Origin of the sequence: Stenotrophomonas sp. PA-6-5C (assembly GCF_021605635.1) — a bacterium.
In the GTDB taxonomy this organism is placed as follows: domain Bacteria; phylum Pseudomonadota; class Gammaproteobacteria; order Xanthomonadales; family Xanthomonadaceae; genus Stenotrophomonas; species Stenotrophomonas lactitubi.
In genome coordinates, this window is the sequence record NZ_WKEE01000026.1 from 11407 (window position 1) to 29159 (window position 17753).

Here is a 17753-nt window from a genome sequence, read left to right on the forward strand (position 1 = left end):
TTTTCCTTTCTGCGCAGGATCGTCCATGCGCTGCTGTCAGCCGCAGGCTCTGGCGTCCGGCCACGGCACCATGTGCGCTATGTCGCCTTGACCACGCACTTTGCCTTGGCTGGCGCTGGCGTGCCGGCGAACCCACCTATGCATGCCGCTGGTTGGCGCCACGCAGCAAGGAGCCGCCGAGCTTCACCCTCGGCGGCCGGCCTGAACAGCGCCTCCTCTGCATTACTCAGTCTGGCAGCAGCTCGATCCGCCATGTGTCCAGCAGCGCCTGAATGTCCTCACCGCCGTCAGCCCTCGCTTGCAGGTGCCCCAGAAGATCCTGCTGGCGCGGCTGAGCGAAGACCATGCGATACAACGCGAGGCTGCTTTTAAGCCGATCAAAGCGAAGTTGATCCTGACTGAGCGGGAAGTGGAACACCTTGCGTTCGACCGCAACGCCGCCGGGCGCTTCACAGATCCAGTACGGAACAAGGCCAGCCAGTGGCGTGTCCTGGTGCGCTGCCTCAGCCTTCTGGAACACGGCCTGCCACGGATCTCCCCCTGCCCCGTCGGGCACGAAGCCCGCCAGACGGGCTACGTTTCGGCGGACGGCCAGTCCCTTGTAGCGGTGCACCCGGCCTTCCCGCTGCTCAAGATCCACCGGATTGCCCGGCAGGTTCCAGTGAACGATCGAGTGGCACCAGGAGTGGAAGTCCAAACCCTCCTGCCCCACCGACGTGGACGCCAGAATGAACGGGCGGAAGGGCGAATTGAACGCGTTCTGCAGCGCGTCCTTGCGCGCAACGACCTTGTCATCCTCAGTGGCATTCCCGTAGCGCATGGCATAGCGGCAGCGCAGGGACAGTGCGTCGCCACGGACGAGCTTGCCGTCCACCAACTGCATTCCCTCAGGATGCAGCTGGCTTGCGCGCACGTGACCAGCATCACTCACTCCCTTCGCGATGGCCTGTGCATGCGTCAACGTGTCTCCCGCTGCCTTCTGCTCGTGCAGCAGGTGCAGGTATTCGTCCAGCAATGCCTGCAGGTTGCCTTCTGCACAGTAGGAAATGGCGCGCCGCCAGTAAACGGCGCCCTCTTCGTGCGTGATGATGGCGATCGCTTCAGGCATGTTCAGCTGCCGCCGGAACACGTCTGCGATCTTGACAGCTGCCAGGCGCAGGTCGACCTCATCGTCGGCGGGCAACAAGCGCAGCAGTGAACGTAGGGCGCATACCCCCGGCGCCGCCAACGCCAGATCGGCCAGTACTTCGGCAATGTCGTCAGGACGGGGCCCAAGCGTCTGCAGCGAAGGCTCATCGAAGCCAAGCTCCCACACCTGTCGCCAGTACGCTACGTGGCGGGCGAAGCCCAGCCCGGAAACACGGGCTGCGCCTTCTTCCTCATCCTCGCCAGCGCCGATGGTCAAGTCCTCCTCACCCCAGCACTGATCGGCATCCAAGCCAACGTGCGCGCGCTCCAGCAGCAGCAACGTCAACCAGTACCAACGCACATCAGGGGGACCGGAATGCCTCGGCTCCTGCAGGTCGAGTTCATTGATCCGCATCCTCATCCTGGCAATAGTTTCCTGCCGCGCTTCGGCCAGTCGCAGGCGGCCACCTGCGCCGACCGACATCGCCAGCGGATCGACCACCGCGGCCAGCATGCGCGAAGGGAACAGCAGGGTCAGTGCGTTCATGTCCTCATGCCCGCTCTTGCCACCGTTGAAGCGCAGTCGTGCACTCAGCGTCGTTGCAAGGGAATCGTACTTGAGGTCAAGCGCATGCCCCGCGGTGGCCAACTGTTCAGCGTGGTACGACAGAAGACCGGCAATGGCATCGGGAACCATGTTCCAGCTTGAGAACACCAGCGTCTTGCTGAAGTTAGCCGCGTCAGCGTAAGCGCCCTCGCCCGCCCAGTAAGGCATGGATGGCGGCACCCAGAGCAGGCGCCAGCTGCCCCGGTCCTTCATCTCGCTGGCGAGCAGGTCCATCCGAGGGTTGGCGGCGACCATCGGATCGTACTCCTGCAACGGATCCTGCCTCAGCATCCTGTACTCCCGATGCTGGGACAGCGTGTTGCCCATTGCTTTGGGTCCAGCACGTTCCATCAGGCGGCGCTTGAAGGTGTATCCGTCTTCACGCATGAAGTTCAGCAGATATGGGCTGGAGCGCCAGAACTCCATTACGTCATTGGCCCCAGCCTCTCTTGCCAGCGCATCCACGCACGCGTAGTCGGCCAGATCCTCCGGCGTCAGCGACAGCGCAAGCGGCACGTCCTTCACCATCGCGTCGCGCCCTTGGGTCACTCCAACGCGCTCGGTCCGGCACATCACCCTCTTCAAGCGCGACTCGATGGCGTGCTTGAGCGGTGCGGCATTGGCTCGTGCTGCGCCAACGCCCACCAACGCTGCCCGGAAGGCGGCAAGGTCAGCGCCCAGTGCGGCAACTTCTCTCGGATCGTTGAACAGGAATTCCGCCGTCGCCAGGAAGTCCTGGTAGTGGTCCTCCTGGTCCTGCTGGGCCACCAGCATCTTGTAGGGTGTGGCCGAGAGCAGCAGCACACGCGGCCTGCTCTCGTGGTCGAACAGCTCCTGCGCAAGCTTCGCCGCAGATGATCCTGACGCAGCTTCGTCGTCAGCCTCCGCGTCCTGTACAACAAGCAGCTCACGGAAACGCTGGAACTCGTCCAGCACCACCAGGTCAGGCTTCAGTGCCTTCAGGCAACAATGCGCCAGCGTGGTGCGCAGCCATGCGGTAAGTTCCCGGGCTTCGGCGCGCTCGTCATCTTCCAGAGGACGCTTCAGGCGCCGGGCATGTCTGTCGCAGACTTCGATGAGCTGCTTCAGCCGCTTCTTGTCGAGCGATTTTACAAAGGCACGGGTAATGGCCGCGTCCGGCTCGTTCACGCCCTCCTCGTGCTCGAAGTTCTGCCGCCAGCGATCGCCCAGGCCACCGCGCAATACCCACGCCAAGCCTTTCGGATTGAGGGTGGGAACGCCCTGCAGCATCCGATGGATCAGGCTGCGCTCGATTGCCAGGCCCCCGCCTCGGGTTGTCTGGAACGACGTGCCGGGCGTGAAACTGATGAAGTTGACGCCGGCGCCGTCCAGACCGCCATCGGCCAACGCCAGCGGCAGCAGCGTCAAGCGGGTCGCGCGTACCGCTTTGGTGGAGTGAAGACGCAGACGTTCCAGGTTCTGCGACGCGATGGACGCGTTGGAGCAGACGTAGATGATGTCCATGCGCTCGTTGGCGGCCGTCTTGTGCGCAACCACTCGCGCGATCAGGCCCTTGGCGACCTGCGTCTTGCCCAAGCCGACTTCATCGGCCACCAGGAACCGCAGCGCCGGATCGGCATCCTCGTACATGCGGCGGAATGCATGGTCCACCGTCCTGCGTTGGAAACCCTTCAACCGTTCCAGAACGGGTGTGGGATCGAAAGGATCGTGGTTCCTGCCCATCATGCAGCCTCCTTGCCAATGGCATTTCCTACTACGCTCCACAGCGCCAGGAACTCGTCCGGCAAGCAAGGCTGACCGTCGAATGACTTGCCGTGCAGGCGCTTGACCATGCGATCGATAGCCTCCAGCCGCTCAGGTTCGCGTGCATAGATGCGCAGCATCTGCTCGAAAAGCGGGTAGCTTGCGGACAGGCCATATCCGTCCTTTCCGTTCCTGCTACGGCCCATCGGCTGAAAATGGTTTCCACTGCCCGTTACGGTGGGGTCATCCAGCAGCAGTCCCAGATAGCGCAGGAACGCCGCGCGACTGCCCAACAGCTGCGCCATCAGCGCATCGCCCCGGTCCTGCGGTGCACCTACCAATGAAACTTCCAGCGCAAAGCGCAGCGGTGCAACGTCCAGGGCTTTCGCGCGCGCGTCGACCAATGTCACCTGGAAGCCAACCAGCGAGCTCACCTCGTGGCTGGCAAACGTCCCCAGGTCCACCTGACCCGCGTGGAGGGCACGGGCCCGCTCGGCGGGCACGGCCAACGGCCACGCTTGAACGCCTGCACCGTCCAGCACAAAGTCCGGACAGGAAAGAGAGAGCTTCCAACCCGACTCCGGGTGGGATTCGCAGCGCAACGTCCAGACCGCCCCCGCGATCTGACGGCGCATGCCTTCCAGCTGGTCCTGGAGCTGGCGACGTTCGGCAACCTCGGCGTCCTCACCTTGGCTGGGCGTGTAAGCGTCCAGCAGCGGCTGAAGATGCTCGTCCAACCACTGCCGTGGCGCAGGAATCCGGTTCAGCGTGCCACTCAGTTCGGCCACCACTTCCACGTTGCTGCCCCTCTGCACGACTGCGTTGGTGTAGTTGGCCGAACCGACGGCAACATGCACCCGCTGCCCACGCTGGAACACGGCCATCTTGGCATGCAGCCCCTGCAGCGTATCCCCCTGTCCCGCTTCTTCGCCCTCGGACAGGACACTGTCTGGCTTCAGTACGTAAGCCTCACCGTCGTTCAACCCGGCGCTGTCCGGAAGCACGTCCAGCTCATCGGCGCGACTGACCAGCCTGAAATCACCTGCACAGCCCGCGCGCAGCGCCTGCAGCGCCCCCGCGCGCACGAAGGGGGAAACGATCAGCACGTCCTGGGTTTTTCCATCGCTGTCAAAAGGCACCCACGGTAGCGGGCGCTTGCCGGTACCCAGCACGTGGAATGCCAACCGGGTGAAGCCCTGCGGCAGCTCCCACGCCGTGCGTTCGATGTCCTTGGCCAGCGATCCGATCATGTCCTGCCGCTCCTGATCCGGCGGCGTGCCCTTCACGTTCTGCGGCAGCCAGCGCAGGAAGTCCGCAAGGGGCTTGTTGTCGGGCTGCTTGGACTTCTGCGGCACACCGTCCAATCGCAGGCTCACATCCCAACAGCGGTCCCAGGTCAGGTTGCGGGTCAGTACCAGCAGGCGAACAACCGGAGCTGGCTCTGCAGCGCCATCGCTGGCGACATAGCGCAACGCCCACAGCTTCGGGTGGAAGGCGCCGCCGTGGGGTGCACAGACCTCATGCACCATGCCTTCGGCCAGCACTGCCAGCGCGTTACCCGCAGGCGGCGCGTCCACTCGCCCGCGCTCGCAGAATACGGCCAGCCTGCGGCTGGCCCGTCGCAGCCCTTCCACAAGCCGCAACGGATCTTCCTCGGCACTGTTGTCCTTGTCTGCCAGCAATGAGATGTGCGCAGGCAAGCCGAGCAACGCGCCCAGCGACAAGCTGTAAGTGGTGGCAACGCCGGCATCGAACCGGTAGCCGCTCGGCGGCTGCAGCGCTTCGGTCAGGGTGCTGCGTTCAGATGGCTGGATCATGCAGCCTCCAGGCCGTTCAGGAGGTCTGCCAGATGGCGGCGGGTGATACCCCACCGGTAGTTCAGAACGCCCAGGCCGGATGCACCGCCCCAACGATCCAGGTTCTCGGCATTGAAGCGCGACAGATTGCGCTTCAACGCACGTTCGCGATCACGCACAAGCTTGCGCGACTGCGGGGAATCGGCCTGACCGGTCCTGACCAGTTTCAGCCAAGCGTCCACGAACTCACGGGTCCTGGCGTGGATCGGGCGTCCAGCGCGCTCGACCTGCTCCCAGAAGCTCTCTACGTTCCAGTCGCCAATCCCCGACGCAGGCACGCCGTCGATCCATGCAGCCAGATCCTGGCTGTAATCCTTGCGGCGTTCATCGTTGCCGGAGGCTTCGGCCAATGCCAGGTTGTAGACCAGCGCAGCGCCATGGGCCAGGCCGGAGAACTGGCGCGCGTGTTCCACCAGGTTGCGCAAGGGCTGTGGTGCCGTGGATATCTGCGGGTGCAGCCACGGGAACCGCGCGCCAGCGCATTCCTTCAATCGGACTTCATCCTGCGCCAGCCACACCAGCAGCGCGTGCGGGTGATGGATCTTCCATTGCTCGCGGATGAATCTGGCCTCCTCTGCCGTCAGCGACAGTGACCCCTCTTCCAGTGCATCCGGCGCCACCAGCTTTTCCAGCGATGCATGCCAGGTTTGCGCCGTTGGCTCCAGGTCCTCCATGCCATCGTCGCGCGCAAGCTTGCTGCTGCGGTCGCTGCGGATCTGCGCAATCGCAGAGAAGTAGTCCTGTTGGGAGCCCGGCCGGGCAAGGATGCCCCACGACCGCATGCCCGCCCAGTACACGGAGCTGGCCAGCCGCTTGAGGTTGTGGCCGGAGTCGCGCCCGAAGGCGCCTTCCTCATCGGCCAGACGGTCATTGAGCGCCAGTTCGTCCTGCCGTGCACGCTCTGCAAAGTCCTTGGCGCGCACCTTGGAAGCTTCCAGGCCAATGAACAACCTCGGCAGCAGCAGCATGTAGCGCAGCCGGGTCTGGATGACGGAGGTTCCCGGGAAGAGCTGATCGGACAAGGCATCGCGGATGCCGCCGATGCCGAGCTCGTCGCGGGTATCCGGCTGATCCAGCAGCGCCAGCAGGGTCGTGCTGCGCGCCTGGGCAGCGGCGTCATGGTCGAGCCATGTCAAGCTGGAAGGCATCTCAGACCCTCCCGCTGGAACATGTGCGCTTGGACGCACTTCGCGCAACACCGCGCGTGCGCTGGATCTGCTGGTTCATTGCTTTTCCCTGTTCCTTTCTCTGGTGTGGGTAACGCGTGCTTCCGCGGGGCTGGCCTCAGCCCGTCGCCAGTACCCGCCGTGCCGCCTCGAGGAACGCGGTGTTGATCCGCGCCGCTTCGGCCAGCAGCTTCTGCAGCGCGTCGGGGTTCATCGCCGCGTTGATCGTCTCCACGTTCTTTGCTGCAGCGCGCATGGTGGCCTCTTCCTGCACTTCGCCCTGCATCAGATCCAGCGCCAGCGCCCGGGCCGCAGTACGGCAGGCCTTGGCCGTGGCCATGGATTCGGCAATGGCACTGCGATACAGCTCGAAGACCTCGTTGATCCGCTCTTCCACGTGCGCCATGGGCAGACGACCGTTCGGACGCTCCAGCAGGAAGGCCTGCATCGGCTTGCCACGGAAGGCCAGTTCCTTGGCATTCTTCGAGGAATACGCGCTGATGCCTTCGACGCTGATGCCATGCAGCTCGATCTCCTCCTCAATTGCATCCAGGATCGAATCGATGTCGTCCGCTGATCGCAGGTCGGCTTTGTTGAGCACCACGTAGACCGGGCGTCCTTCAAATCCGATATCCGTCAGGAAATCGATATCGGACTGCGGAATCGTGCCGTTCGCATCAATACCGATGATCCAGAACAGCACATCGGATTTCCGCGAATGGGACACCGCGACCGCGCGATCGCTCTCACTGAACGCACCGTCGGTGCCCGGGTTGTAGCCCGGCGTATCCATCAGGCAGATGTTGCCGGTGCGCTCCGTATCCATGTGGGTGCCCACGCTGACAAGCGGCATGATGCGCTTGAGGTCGAAGCTGAACTTCTCGACGAATGCACGCGACATTTCCCTGTAGAAGCCCGCGTCCAGGTCGATGCAGCCGCCGTTGAAGGAATAAGCCTGAATCCTCGTCTGCGCTGCGGGGTAGACGTAGCTGGGAATGACGGTGGCCGGGGTAACACTGGAAAGCAGCTTGAAGTCGCTACCCAGGAAACTGTTGATGAACGCAGACTTCCCGCTGCTGAAGCCCCCTACCACCCCCACGACCGTACGGCGGAAGATGTCCGGGTTGGCCGCCATCAGATGCAGCTCCTGCTGGATGGACTGCAACAGCCGCAGCGCCTTTGCCTCGTCAGCCAGGGACGCCTCGGCACTGGCAAAGCGCATGTAGTCGTCATCCAGCAACTTCTGGAACGCCTCGATGCCTTCGTTGCGCGGCGGCGGCACGGCAAGCAGACGCGAAACCAGCGCAAAGCGGATCTGCGTTGCCGCGTGCTCGGCCTCCAGTCGGTCCAGGTCGCCGCCCAGCTGGCGGCGTTGTTCCTGCTCGTTCTCAAGGGCCGCCTGCGTTGCCGCATGCTGCATGGACTGGACCTTCAGACGATCTTGGGCATCCACCAGCGTTGTCGTCAACTGCGTGCGAGCCATCTGTTCGGCACTGTAACGCTGGCTCAAGTCCAGTTCCCGCCGCGCCGCTTCCTCAAGTGCCTCCTGCAGTCCACGGTTCACCTGCACCTGCGCATCCCGTTCGCCGGATAGTGCCTTTTCACGCGCCTGCGCTTCATCGCGTTCACGGCCGCGCGTGGCCTCGCTTTCCGCCAAGGCATTGGACGCGACGCCAAGTCGGGTGGTGCGCTCGGCCAAGGTCGCCGCAGATTGCTCCGCAGTGGCGCCCAGCTGTCGGCACTCGTCAACGATGGCGCTCCAGCGCTGATCGGCCGCGTCCATCTGTTGCTGGAGCGCGGTCACGTGGGGTCGGCGGCCCCAGGGCTTCCATCCCGCCAGGTAGTTCAGATGCTGCGCGGTGGTGCCATCGAACAAGGGCGTGCGGTTGTTACCATTCACTGCATTGCCTCCAGCTCGGCATCCATCCGGGCGAGCGTCGCCCGCGTCCTTTCTGCGTCTTCCATCAGTACCTGCAGCGCGTCGAACTGCGCCTGGACATGTCCGATGAAATCGCCAGCAACTGATCGCGGAATCGCCTTCTTCACACTTTCGACGTGCTCGATGGCGGCCGCGTCAGCAGCTTCACGCAGCGTTTCCACGGCATCCTTCACCTGCTCAAGGAATGCTTCGGCGGCCGCCCCCTTCAGCTTTGCCGTCGACGGCGACTTCACGATCGGCGCACGCAGCGCGACCGCCGGGAACTCAACGCTGTTGATGATGCTTTTCAGCGATGCATAGACCGCCTCGATGTCCAGCTCGTCGTCCAGCTTATCGCGTGCCAGCGCCAGCAGATCTGCAAACAACTCTGTGGCAAACCTGTCCTGCTGCTCGCCTGCCCTGCTGTCGAGGTCGGTCCGAAGCCCGTTCGCAAAGCCCGACACGGCGGCCTTTGCGGCCGCCGGCAGTACAGTGCAATGCTCGTCCTTGTACTCGCGGTAGCCACCGTCCCACAGCTTCCGGGCAACCCAGTTGAAGGCACCGTCGGACGCTTCCCGGCGGGTCGTAGTCACGTTGCCGACCGTCCGGTGTACGTCGGCACCCGCAGTGTCATAGGCCGCATCGATAACCTGCTTCATGGACGTGCGCAGGCCGTTCACGAACTTGGTCTTGATGGTCTTGAGGCTATCGTCCAGCGCGATCGTCAATTCCAGCTTGAGACGCTCCAGCGCACGCTTTTTCTTCTTCAGGTCCGTCAGACCGGCCTCGCCAATATCGCTGCGGCGCAGCGACAGCTGCCTGCGCAGATCACGCAGCAGTTCCACCTGTTTGCGGTGCTTGGCGTCCAGCAGGTCCTGCCGCCGTGCAGCCAGAACCTTCGCCTTCACCAGACGGGTCTGTTCCACCACCTTGTGCAGGCCGTCCATGTTGGCCAACTGGTCCAGATTGGTACGCGACAGGCCGACATTGTCGTCCTTGAAGTAGTCGGGATACGTCTCCTTCAGATTATCCCAGGCGTTCAGGCGCCCGCCCTCCCAGTCCGCCACGTTGGCGAACTCGACTGACATTGAATGGCACATGCCGGAACTGTGGATGATCGCGTCTTCACCCTTGTCTACCAGGCCCTGGAACACGTCCCCCACTTCAGGGTTGGACGCCTTCAAGCCGTCCAGCACCTTGCGCGCGTGGCCGGCCAACTCGCGCCGCAGGCCAGCCAGCGAGGCGTGCAGCGATGCCTGCATTTCCGATCCATGCAGTGTGTTGTCCACCTGGCTGGCAACCAGTACCAGTTCACGGATGCCTTCCGAAGCGGTGATGCGCGCCATGACGTCCAAGTCCTCCTGGCTCATGAACTGCGCCGCCGGGCTGACGACAAACACAACGTCGCAGCACTTCAGCAGATCATGGGTACGCGCTTCGCGCGACGCCACCGGATCATTCAGCCCCGGGGTATCGATGATGCGCAGTCCACGCAGCGATTCCATCGGCATCTGGATGTCTACGCTCTTGGTCACCGGCATGTAGCGGCCCTCAGCGGCAACGTAGCCCCCCAACAGCACCGCCAGTTCCTGCAAATCCGCAGCTGAAAGCTGTGCCTCCTCCCCCAGCTTGGCCAGCGACAGCCCCGACGCAGTGATCTTTTCCCACTGCTCATGCGACGCCTGCAACGAGGGCTGGTTGGTGGCCAGCGAGCGTCGCGCAGACCGCTCGGCCAGCTCCCGGCGGCGTGCCGGATCCACCCCTGCACGCCCCTCGGTACGCCGCAGCTCCTCGGCGGTCAGCGCCGCAAGCCGTTCTTCGTATGCCTCGGCGGCGTGTTCAATGTTGGCAAGGTCCGCCTTCGAATAGAAGCGTGCGGTCGCCTTGAACGTTTCCCCGTATGTCAGCGTGGTCAGCGCGGCCGTCATGGGGGTAGCCGCCTGCGGCAGCACCGATTCGCCATTGAACACCAGCGCGTTCAGCAGCGTCGATTTGCCGGCCTTCACCCGACCCACAATGCCGATGTCCAGCAGTCGATGCTCGTCATCCAGGCGCAGCAGTGCCTCTTTCAGGCCATCGACCGTGTCGATCTGCCACTGTGCCTGCGCGCCGACCGCACCGTTCAGGACATCCGCATTCGCGTCGAGCCAGTTCAGCAGCTTCTGCTGGCGGTCCAGAAGAATCTCCGCGCTCATCGGGCAGTCTCCAGTGCGGCAATGTCATTGGCAACGGCGGCCAGGCCCGCTTCAGCGGCATCCAGTGCCTGCATGCGCGCCGCGCGCGCCGGGCTGTCCTGCTCGGCCACCACGGTTTCCAGCAGCTTGCGCTTCTCATCCATGGCGCCCCTGAATTCCTGCACCGCCTGCTGGATCAGGCCATCCACCTGTTCCTGCAACAGTTCCGGCAGCCGGGTGCGGAACTCGCGCTGCACTGACGGAATGACCTGGTTGTCGATGATCTTGCGAAGCTCTTCCTCGCGCAGCTTGCGCGAGACAAGGCCGAGGATTTCTGGCAAGAAGATCACGACCAGTTCGATGGCCGGCGCCACAACGTTCGTGGTGACTGCCAGAACCGTTGCAACACTGCGGAAGGCAACCTTGGCCTGCTGCACCTTCTCCCGGTCACTTTCGCCGTCGCCCATGTCGGGGCGGAGCACCTGTTCGCCTTCCCTCGCTTTCTGCAGGGTACTCTGCCAGCGGTCCAGCGCCATGCTGGTCTGGGCCAGGGTCTCCTGTACGCGCACCTGCATCTGCTGCGTCCACTCCACCCCGCCCACGCTGCCCACGTCATGCATTTCGCGCTGCGACAGCGACGTGGCCAGATCTGCCACCGCCTGCTGGCTCAGCCCATCCATGCGCTCTTTGACAACCCGGCTCAGGCGCTGGCGGGAGATGTCGCTGACCGCCTGGGAAAACCGGGCATTGTTGCCGCCAGCGGCGGCCGCCTGCAGCTCACTGGACGCTTCGCGCAGGGCATCGCCCACTTCTTCCACGCACTGCTCGACCACCGGGGCCAGACGGCTGCGCCCCAGGCGGGCGACCAGCGTGTCACGCTCGGTACTCAGATCATCCAGGGCTTCATTCAACTGCCGCACGCTGCGGGCGATGTCCGCACCACTCTGATCCAGCGCCCGGCGCGCCGTCTTCACCTGGGCGCGCGCGTGGGAGAGCTGGCTCGAAATGCGCGGCAGGAAGCGCCCCAGCCACAGTTCGCTTGCCGTAATCTGTGGCAGCAGCAAGGCTAGGCCATTACCCTGCTTGCGGTCGTCGCGTGCGATGGCAGGCTTGGCGCCCAGGCGCAGTTCCAGCTGTTCGCGTACCGCCATCTCCACCGCATGGGTCTCTTCGGCCGAACGCAGGTTGGCCTTGCTCAGCAGGATGGAGAACCCGGCTTCATAAGTCTGCATGGTCTCGAGCTGGCGCAGCGTCGACTCGGCCAGGGTGCCGTCGGGCACGCTTACAGCGACGATGAAGTGCGCACCACGGGGCAGGTAGTAGGCAATGGCCTTGTTGTGGCTTTCCAGCGACGAGCCAAACCCCGGCATGTCCACCAGAACCTGCGGATACAGCGCCTGCAGACGGAGATCGTCCAGATGCAGTTCCAGGTGCGTGTACAGCGATGCGCGCGGCTTGATCGACAGCAGTTCCTGCACGGCAAGCCTGTCGCTGCCACCATCGGCGCGGTGCGCCAGGATATGCGGGTCCTGGCTGTAACGCAGTTCCGTGGCCAGCTCCGTTTCCGGGGTGATGCCGACCGGCAGTACGTCCGCACCCAGGAAGGTGTTGATCAGCGAGCTCTTGCCTGCACTGAAGGCGCCGATGATCGGCACCAGCAGCTCGGCCTGCTGCATTTCCTCGGCGAGCGCCCGGTTTTCCGGAAGCTCGATGCCCGCGCTGTCAGCCAGTGTCGTGATCCGGTCCAGCAGACCGAGGCATTGATTCTTTACAGCGAACATCGGTATCCCCTGTGTGGCGTGTAGTTCGGTGGTGTGGCGCAGAGTGATTGTTCGGTGGGCGTGCGACATCTGGCGTCGCACGCGCGCATCAATAGCGCTGTGCAGCGCTGCGATGGCGGGCGGCGATGTCGTCGGCCAGTGCTGCGGGCGCCAGGACGCGTACCGAGGCCCCCAGACCCAGCAGCCACCAGCGCAGCTGAGCCGAGTCGTCAACGGTGGCCCGCAGGCGCGGTACCAGACCATCGCCAACATCCAGTTGCTGGTCGCGGGACAGCGGGGTCTCAGCCAGGTGCTGGGCCAGCGCTTCGTCAAGCTCAAGCTCGACAGACAATGGCCCCTTGCTCTCGAAGCCTGCGGCCACGCGGCTCGCATAGTTGCCGAGCTCGAACGTCTCGGCGCCCTCGGTATCTGCATCAAGCATGCGGGCGCGCTGGATACGGTGCAGCGATAGCGTGGTGGTTTCAGAGCGGCCCTCGATACGACCGGCCAGATAGCTGGATGTACCGCGCTGGATCATTCCATACGGGTGGAAGACGTACTCGCTGGAGTCGCTGCGACCGCGTGCCACGTAGTCCAGGTGCAACTGTTTGTCGCTGAAGAGTGCCTGGTGCACGTTCACCGCAACGTCGGTATCTACCGCAGCCGGCAGCAGTGATTGGCTGGCCGGCACCACGGCCACCTTGTCGTGCCAGCGCCGGAGGGCACGGGTGGTGCGTACAGCAGCGAGCGTCTTCTCGGCTTGTTCGAAGAACGGCGTGAGTGCCGGCCAATGGTTGGCCGGCAGCAGCCCCTGCAGGTTGCGCTGCGCCGTCAGCAGCACCACAGCCTGCGACACAGACATGCCGGGCATGCTGAAGGCGGACGCACCGCGCATCCATGCCCAACCATAGGGCTTCTGCAGATCGTTGCTCTCAATCGGGAACTGCAGCGAAAGGGCGTTGAGGTCGCGTTCGATGGTGCGCGTGCCCCCCTTGTAGCTTTCTGCCGCCAAGGTCTGTGACAGCTCCTTGACCGTGCGGTAGTGCGGAGCGGGATGCAGCAACTGCAGCAGGCGCCATTGGCGCGCCAGCGAAGAGCGATTGTCGTTGTACATGGCGCCAATCCTTTGTGTATTGCACAGCGTCCCGAGCGGTGATGAGCCGATTCAACCGGAGGCTGCGACATCTGATGTCGCAAGCTGGCACTTCGGTTGGCAACGGGTTCCTTCCCCTTGATCGCGTGATTATGGTGAATCCAGTCACGCTTTCCCAGCAGGCAGGGCGGCCATCTGTGTGCGTTGGCGTGGAACGATGTGTGCGCCAAAACTTGGCTCAAGTAATCAAGCGCCCAGCCGATAGCGTGCAACTTCCATTGAGGAAGAATCTACCGCCAACGCGCGCTACGTCTTTAGGAATGGTCTGAAAAGCCACTCCCGGCTGCAGTGCCGCTAGCGGGCTGCGCCTGCAGTGGCCCTATGCGCACACGACCGCATTGAGAGTGGGAAGCGGATGTTCGAAGCGACCTGTATCACCCGACACCGGTTGTCGCACAACTGCGCAGAATGATCGCCGACGGATCGAAACGGGGCAGGGATGCTCCACTCAATCAGCAGAGGGACTATATGTTCAAGATCATTGGTGCCACGGTGGTATATGGCTTTGCGCTCTACGGCCTGGGACGCTGGCTGGCCGACCAGCCGTCTTTCGGCGTAGATGACTGAGGCGCGTCGGACGATGTGGGGCCGCGCACAGAAGCTGACCTATCGCTGCCGGGACTGCGGCTGGAAGCGCACCACGCCCCCAACCGCGGACGTGCGCATCGAGGGCCTCACTTGGTTCCGCAACTGCCCCCAGTGCCGATCGACCGCACTGGAATGCGGTAACGCCAGCGCACTGGACACGCTATGGCAGGGACTTCCCGAAGCGTGGCGCAGCGCACGACGTTCGGAGTAGTTCCCTTGGCCGATACGCCATGCATAATGGCCCAGCTGACAGGGGGACAGATGGATTCGACTGCTCTGAAGGGAGCGCACCGCCACGTTCGCGATGCGCAGCCGGACTCTGCGCGCGTGCGCCTGCACCGCGCCATAAGCTGGCTCAACCGTGCCGAACAGGAAGACCAGGATACGGATGCCCGTTTCCTGTTCCTGTGGATCGCACTCAACGCAGCCTACGCGCAGGAGTTCGGCTTCGAGAATGCCGAGCGCGAGCAGCTGCGCCGGTTCTTCAACGCGTTGCTGGCACACGACACGGAAGAACGACTGCAGGACATTCTGTTCAGACAGTTCCCTGGCCCCATCCGCACGCTTGTTGCAAACCGCTTCGTGTACGCACGCTTCTGGCAGGCACTGCGCGAACATGACAGCAGCAACCGCTGGGCGGAGCGCTTTGCCGCAGACCAACGGCTGGCACTGCAGGCCGTAGTTGAACGTCGCACCGAGGTCGTGCTTTCCATCGTGCTGGACCGCCTGTATGTGCTGCGCAACCAGCTGGTGCACGGCGGGGCCACGTGGGACAGCCAGGCGAACCGCGCGCAGCTGCGCGACGGTGTCGCCATCCTCGGCCAGTTGGTGCCGGCTATCCTGCAGTTGATGCTGAAGGAAGACGCGCCCGATCTGGGCGAGGTGGCTTACCCGATGATTCCCAGCTGACGGACTGCAGACCGAGCGTCAACCGCGGGGCTGCACCCGTTTGAGGAACCGGCAGTCGCCGAAGGGCTCAGTGCCGTATTCGTAGGCAGCAATGACCATTCCGAGCCACAGCAGAATGTGGTTGTAACCAACCTCTGCGCCCTCAGTCGGCATGGGATTCTGGTGCCCGAGCACATTCCATTCTCGCCCAATGGCGAGGTTACCCTGGCGGAGGTACTGGTGCGGGGCGCGGAAAAGCACCTCGTGACCGAGAAGAACTACGACGCGCTTGTTGAAGCCTACGCCAGGCAATTCGCGCAGATCCGCATGGGCGACCCGAACGACGGACAGACCCGGCTCGGCCCGATGGTATCCAAGGCCCAGCGTGACACCCTGCACGAGCAGGTCAGCAAGAGCGTTGCCCAGGGCGCGCGGCTGGTGGTGGGTGGCGAGGTGCCGGCCAAGACCGGTTGGTTCTACCCGGCCACGGTGCTGGCCGATGTTGCACCGGGCCAGGTGGCCTATGAGGACGAGCTGTTTGGCCCCGCTGCGGCCATCATCAAGGCAAAGGACGATGACGACGCCATGCGTATCGCCAACGACAGCCGCTTCGGCCTCGGCGGCGGCATCTTCAGCCGCGATGTGAAGCGCGCCCGTGCGCTGGCCACCACGTTCTTCGATACCGGCATGGTCTGCATCAATGGCTTCAACGTGGCCGGCCCCACCCTGCCCTTCGGCGGGGTGAAGGCCTCTGGCTACGGACGCGAGCATGGGCCCGAGGGATTGAAGGAATTCGTCAACATCAAATCGATCACGCTGCCGGCGGCATGATGATGCGGGGGCGCCATCTTGGCGGGTGAGGGGATTCGGCCAGCGCATTACCGATCTCAGTCCAGCTGCATGAGACAGGCCTGCGGCATCCTCCACCCCTCTATGGAGAATGACCGTGACCCCGATCGATCCCGCATGGCTGGCCGCCGTCGATGCGGAGCTTCTTTACCTGTTCGCCATCGACCACCAGGATGCTGGCATGGATGCCTTCCTACTGGGCTGCTACGCCGATCTGCCACCGCGCGAGGCTGCCTTGGCCTTCGGCAGCGACTACGACCTGGAGCGCGACGATGCGCTGTGGCCACGGCCGCGCGTGCCTGTGTGAACCGTGCAGCCGTCCGGCACGCCGGCATTCAAGGCAAGCGATGCCAGGGCATGGCCGCTATGCTGGCAGCGCACCGGATTGGAAACTACGCATGCCCCGTTTGAACACCGCCCTGGCATTGAACCTTGTTCTGATGCTGCTGGGCGCTACTCCTGCCATGGCCATGGCGGCAGACCCACAGGTTTCCACTGAAGTGTTCGTAGAGCGCGGTGACAACCCCACCTTCGAGCTGCAGCAGGCGCCTGCCGTTGTGTATTCCACGGCCCCTGCCACGCCGCCCGATACCGTGCTGCAGGTCCCCATGGAGGTGCTGTTGATTGCTCAACTGGATGAGCTGGGCCACGTTTCCAACGTGATGGTGGCGCGCTCCAGCGGACTGCGGGAGATTGATCGTGCGGCCTTTACCGCAGTGGACCAGTGGCGCTTCGAACCGGTCGTGCTTGAGGGCGTCGCGCGGCATGCGCGGGTTCGGGTGCGTCTGACCTTCGTGCCCACGGCCGAGGCGCCGCCTGGCTGAACCGCCGATCCAAACTGTCGTAATTGGTCCTACGCCATGGGCTTGGCTTTGGGCATCCTGCGCTTGGGGCCAATAGCGCCAAGCCCTTCAAGACCGTTGCGGCGCAATCGCTTGCCGCCTTAACACCGTGTGCGACAATTCCGAAAGCGTCAGGACTGGCGATCGTCGGTTCTGCAATTTCTTGGCATTTGGCATCTGTGCGGGTATCTCTTGGCGTGCCACCGGAAAAGGGTGGCGCGGGACTCGAAAACCCGTCTGAATACCCAGTGCTTTGCGCTTGCCAGTCGGCGTCATCTTCGGATGGCGCCGGCTGGCAATCCGTTCGCGTTCCATGGCGGGCGGTGCGTGGGGGTCTTCGGACCCGCCGGCTTGGGTATTCACCGGTTTTCGAGCCACGCATCGTCCGCCGCCTTTATTGGTGGCGCTGCTGTCTGTCCTGTACGGAGCATTGCCATGAACGCATCGGAATTCCACTCTCTCCACGCGCAGCACGACCCCGCCAACACTGAAGTCGAGCGCGAAGCATCAATCGCCCCCAACACCTTCGTTGCCACGCTGCGTCGCATCGGCACCGGTGCGGCGGCAGACGGCCAGCCTTGGCCGGAGCGGCATCAACTGCCTGGACGCTGCCTTGAGTTGGCGGATGCGGATTGCGCGCTGGCCGGGCTGCGCGTGGTGGCTGAGCTTATGTTGGCTGCGGAGCGGACTCGGCAGAACGGCGCGCCCGAGGAGTACCTGGGGGATCGGGTGATGGAAGGGTTGAAGATGGCTTGTGTGGCGTTGACTGCGCAGGTGGCTGAGCGGTTGCAGGTGCGGGAGTAGAGCGCGCCTCGCTGCGCACATCGAATGCAGTGTGCGGATCGTATGCACGGTCCGAAGCATTCTCCGCTATCTGAGCCTTTAGCCTCCAACACTGGCCTCACTATGCCGAGCCGGACTTCGCTTGCCCTGACGGCGGCAGCACTATTGGGATTGATCATTGGCAGGGCGTATGCGCCGGCCACCACGATGAATCTTGAGGTCTACCCAAGACTCGCCGACTCGGACTTCGCCCTGTTTCAGGCCGAGGCCGAGAGCTTTTCCGAAGAATTGGCTTGCCAAGGCGTCATCATCGGAA

At 63.8% G+C, this 17753-nt stretch carries 12 protein-coding genes; 5 read left to right on the forward strand and 7 right to left on the reverse strand.

Features of this window, described 5'->3' with window-relative positions; genetic code table 11:
* Window positions 1-226: 226 nt before the first annotated feature.
* The 7 genes from GIW57_RS12545 to GIW57_RS12575 form a co-directional block, all read right to left on the reverse strand.
* Window positions 227-3442 (reverse strand): helicase-related protein, encoded by a 3216-nt coding sequence (locus tag GIW57_RS12545; RefSeq protein WP_236511205.1) that lies wholly within the window; start codon window positions 3440-3442, stop codon window positions 227-229.
* Window positions 3439-5277: a phospholipase D family protein gene (locus GIW57_RS12550; protein WP_236511208.1), complete on the reverse strand. Its 1839-nt coding sequence runs from the start codon at window positions 5275-5277 to the stop codon at window positions 3439-3441. The genes GIW57_RS12545 and GIW57_RS12550 overlap by 4 nt, the downstream gene beginning before the upstream one ends.
* Window positions 5274-6464: a DUF6361 family protein gene (locus GIW57_RS12555; RefSeq protein ID WP_236511211.1), complete on the reverse strand. Its 1191-nt coding sequence runs from the start codon at window positions 6462-6464 to the stop codon at window positions 5274-5276. The genes GIW57_RS12550 and GIW57_RS12555 overlap by 4 nt, the downstream gene beginning before the upstream one ends.
* A 136-nt stretch (window positions 6465-6600) precedes the next feature.
* Window positions 6601-8382, reverse strand: a complete 1782-nt coding sequence (locus tag GIW57_RS12560) for a dynamin family protein (protein WP_236511213.1) — start codon at window positions 8380-8382, stop codon at window positions 6601-6603.
* Window positions 8379-10595: a dynamin family protein gene (locus GIW57_RS12565; RefSeq protein ID WP_236511216.1), complete on the reverse strand. Its 2217-nt coding sequence runs from the start codon at window positions 10593-10595 to the stop codon at window positions 8379-8381. Before GIW57_RS12565 ends, GIW57_RS12560 begins: the two co-directional genes overlap by 4 nt.
* On the reverse strand, window positions 10592-12355 hold the full coding sequence (locus GIW57_RS12570; RefSeq protein ID WP_236511219.1) for a dynamin family protein: 1764 nt from the start codon (window positions 12353-12355) through the stop codon (window positions 10592-10594). Before GIW57_RS12570 ends, GIW57_RS12565 begins: the two co-directional genes overlap by 4 nt.
* 88 nt (window positions 12356-12443) lie before the next feature.
* Window positions 12444-13448: a WYL domain-containing protein gene (locus tag GIW57_RS12575; protein WP_236511222.1), complete on the reverse strand. Its 1005-nt coding sequence runs from the start codon at window positions 13446-13448 to the stop codon at window positions 12444-12446.
* Between the two features lie 888 nt (window positions 13449-14336).
* Here GIW57_RS12575 and GIW57_RS12580 point away from each other — a divergent pair.
* From GIW57_RS12580 to GIW57_RS12600, 5 genes are all read left to right on the forward strand, one after another.
* Window positions 14337-14984 (forward strand): HEPN domain-containing protein, encoded by a 648-nt coding sequence (locus GIW57_RS12580; RefSeq protein WP_236511225.1) that lies wholly within the window; start codon window positions 14337-14339, stop codon window positions 14982-14984.
* Between the two features lie 162 nt (window positions 14985-15146).
* On the forward strand, window positions 15147-15794 hold the full coding sequence (locus tag GIW57_RS12585) for an aldehyde dehydrogenase family protein (RefSeq protein WP_236511227.1): 648 nt from the start codon (window positions 15147-15149) through the stop codon (window positions 15792-15794).
* Window positions 15795-15903: 109 nt separating this feature from the next.
* Entirely contained in the window at window positions 15904-16119 is a 216-nt protein-coding gene (locus GIW57_RS12590) for a hypothetical protein (RefSeq protein WP_236511229.1), read from the forward strand.
* A gap of 91 nt (window positions 16120-16210) precedes the next feature.
* Window positions 16211-16636: a TonB family protein gene (locus GIW57_RS12595; protein ID WP_236511232.1), complete on the forward strand. Its 426-nt coding sequence runs from the start codon at window positions 16211-16213 to the stop codon at window positions 16634-16636.
* A gap of 453 nt (window positions 16637-17089) precedes the next feature.
* Complete coding sequence (locus GIW57_RS12600) at window positions 17090-17458, forward strand: hypothetical protein (RefSeq protein ID WP_236511235.1); 369 nt, start codon at window positions 17090-17092, stop codon at window positions 17456-17458.
* Window positions 17459-17753: the final 295 nt, after the last annotated feature.